At 62.0% G+C, this 3,063-nt stretch carries 2 protein-coding genes; one reads left to right on the top strand and one right to left on the bottom strand.

Going from position 1 to position 3,063, the window contains the following annotated elements:
• On the top strand, positions 1 to 1,360 hold a 1,360-nt coding region (gene arcD, locus M9827_RS24000), incomplete at its 5' end, for an arginine-ornithine antiporter (RefSeq protein WP_250607500.1).
• Positions 1,361 to 1,615: 255 nt separating this feature from the next.
• Here arcD and M9827_RS23995 read toward each other — a convergent pair.
• Positions 1,616 to 2,965: a CoA transferase gene (locus tag M9827_RS23995; protein ID WP_250607498.1), complete on the bottom strand. Its 1,350-nt coding sequence runs from the start codon at positions 2,963 to 2,965 to the stop codon at positions 1,616 to 1,618.
• Positions 2,966 to 3,063 lie beyond the last annotated feature (98 nt).

Below are 3,063 nucleotides of genomic sequence, written 5' to 3'. Positions count from 1 at the left end.
CGGGGGTATTTTCTCGCTGCCGCAGAACATGGCGGCACGCGCCGATGCCGGGGCGATCCTGATCGGTTGGGGCATCACCGCGATCGGCATGCTGACCCTGGCGTTCGTGTTCCAGACGCTGGCCAATCGCAAACCCGAGCTGGATTCCGGCGTGTACGCCTACGCCAAGGCCGGGTTTGGCGACTACATGGGATTTTCATCTGCGTGGGGTTACTGGATCAGTGCCTGGCTGGGCAACGTCGGTTATTTCGTGCTGCTGTTCAGCACCCTCGGTTACTTCTTTCCGGTGTTTGGCCAGGGCAATACGCCAGTCGCCATCGGCTGCGCCTCGGTGCTGCTGTGGGCCGTGCACTTTCTGGTGATGCGCGGGATCAAGGAAGCGGCGCTGATCAATCAGTTGACCACGGTGGCCAAGGTTGTACCGCTGATCATGTTCATCGTCATCGCGGCGGTCGCGTTCAAGGCTGACATTTTCACTCGTGACATCTGGGGCACCAGCAACCCGAATTTCGGCGGGGTGATGGACCAGGTGCGCAACATGATGCTGGTCACCGTGTTCGTGTTCATCGGCATCGAAGGCGCCAGTGTGTACTCGGCGCGGGCGGAAAAACGCAGTGACGTCGGCCGCGCCACGGTGATCGGTTTTATCGGCGTGCTGGCGCTGCTGGTGCTGGTCAACGTGCTGTCGCTGGGGATCATGAGCCAGCCGGAACTGGCCAATCTGCAGAACCCGTCACTGGCGGCGGTGCTCGAGCACATCGTCGGGCCATGGGGCGCCTTGTTGATCAGCATTGGCCTGGCGATTTCACTGCTCGGCGCGTTGCTGTCCTGGGCCTTGCTGTGCGCGGAAATCCTCTTCGCCACAGCGAAAGACAAGACCATGCCGGCGTTCCTGAAAAAGGAAAACAAGAACCATGTGCCGGTCAACGCGTTGTGGCTGACCAACGTGATGATCCAGATTTTCCTGTTGATCACGCTGTTTTCGGCGGGCACTTACACCAGTCTGATTTATCTGGCCTCGTCGATGATTCTGGTGCCGTACCTGTGGTCGGCGGCATATGCGGTGTTGCTCAGCGGGCGCGGCGAAACCTACGAATACGCTTCGGCCGAGCGCACCAAGGATCTGCTGATCGGCGGCATCGCCCTCGGTTATGCGGTGTGGTTGTTGTATGCCGGCGGGGTGAAGTATTTGCTGCTCTCGGCGTTGCTCTATGCACCGGGGGTGATCCTGTTTGCCAAGGCCAAGCATGAGGCGGGCGAGCCGCTGTTCACCCATGTCGAGAAAGGCATTTTCACCTGCGTGATCATCGGCGCGGGGCTGGCGGCGTATGGGTTATACAGCGGTGTGCTGTCGTTGTGAGGTTGTCGCTGGCGTATCGACCGCCAGGCGATGTTGGGGTTTCTCGCGGCGCGGGTTGAGACCTGGCGTGATCGCGGGAATGCGGCGCAGCTTTTGTGGGCGTGCTTGAGTCGGGCGGATTGATCAAAGGTTTGTGTTGGCAAAATCGGCCCCATCGCTGGCAAGCCTGCTCCCACAATGTCCGTGCCGCACCTGTAATCTGTGAACGCCCGGAAACCTGTGGGAGCTGGCTTGCCAGCGATGGGGTCTGAGCAGTTACCACCACTCTGGGCGGTGTGAACCCAATTCTGTGGCCGGCAACGCCCCCTGAATCGGTGTGCCGCTGATCTTCACCGGCACCTGCAAACGATGTGCCGGGCCCCATGGAGTCTGCTCCACCAGCGAAGATTGATCCTGTTCATCCTCGGCGCGCAGTGCTTCAGTGGTCCCCGGCCCATGCTCAACCAACAACTTCGCCGTTCGTGCCAGCGACAACCGCGCCGAGCCACCGCGACCCGTGTTCAAACGCTCGGTCAAAAGTCGGAGCGCACTCGCCGCCATTAAATATCCGGTCGCATGATCCAGCGCCTGCACCGGCAACGGCGTTGGTTTGTCAGCCTGTTTCCAGCGCTGCCCCGCCTCGGCAATGCCGCTGCTCATCTGCACCAGGCTGTCGAAACCACGGCGGTTCTGCCACGGGCCGCTCCAGCCGTAAGCGTTGAGACCGACATCGATCAGGCCCGGCGCCAGTTGCCGGCGGCGCTCAACGCCGAAGCCGAGGTTTTCCAAGGCGTCGGCGCGGTAACCGTGCAGCAGAATGTCGGCGTCTTTCAGCAATCTCTCGAACACCGCGCGCTCAACCGGATCATGCAGATTCAGCCGCGCGCAGCGTTTGCCGAGGGTCATTTCCGGGACGACACCGGGCTCTTTCCAGCTCGGTGAATCGATGCGCAATACGTCGGCGCCAAGGCCGGCGAGAAAACGGCTGGCGGTGGGGCCGGCGAGCACACGCGTCAGGTCCAGCACTTTGATTCCGGCCAACGGTCGCGCCACGCAGCCTTGCCAGGGTCGGCTGTTTTCATCCCGGGACTCAAGGAAGTGCACCAGCGGCTCGGCATTTACCGCCAGCCCCTGCGGATGCATCTGCCACTGCGCCCAACTGCGCATTTCGGCGGCGCAGCCCTTGGCCTCGACCACCGCTTGCTCCAGATCCGTACTTGTCCATTGCGCGACTTTCGCCGCCATCGCTCCACGGTCGGCGCAGGCACCGAGCACGCGTTCAGCGGCGGCGCGATGATGCGGGGCATTGGTGTGCAGGCGAATCCAGCCGTCGCGGGTCTGATAGTCGCCAGCGACGGAATCCCACAGTGGCGGAACTAGCCAGCCCATCGGCCGCAACGAGGTCGAGAACCAGAACGAGGCCAGGCGCCGGTCGACTTCAACAGCGGGCAAATGACCGGTCTGTTGATCGATCAAGTGGCTGACAGCCTGACCGGCAGCGGCGATGCTCGCGCAGGCAAGCTCAGTGACGGCGAACGCCGAGGGCAGGGCGCCGCTGTTGGTGAACGGAATCGGCGTGTGCGACAAGCCGAGTGCGGCTTGAGTGGACGTGAGTAAATCAGTCATCGAAGGCCCTCCGGAGCGAGAGGGCGATGATAGTGCAAAAGCATGTCGGGTCAGATGAAAACCCCGATTCTAGAGGACACCTTTTAGCCCTGTGGGAG

The organism is Pseudomonas sp. AKS31 (genome assembly GCF_023634765.1).
In the GTDB taxonomy this organism is placed as follows: Bacteria; Pseudomonadota; Gammaproteobacteria; order Pseudomonadales; family Pseudomonadaceae; genus Aquipseudomonas.
This window is presented reverse-complemented; position numbering and strand designations above follow the sequence as displayed.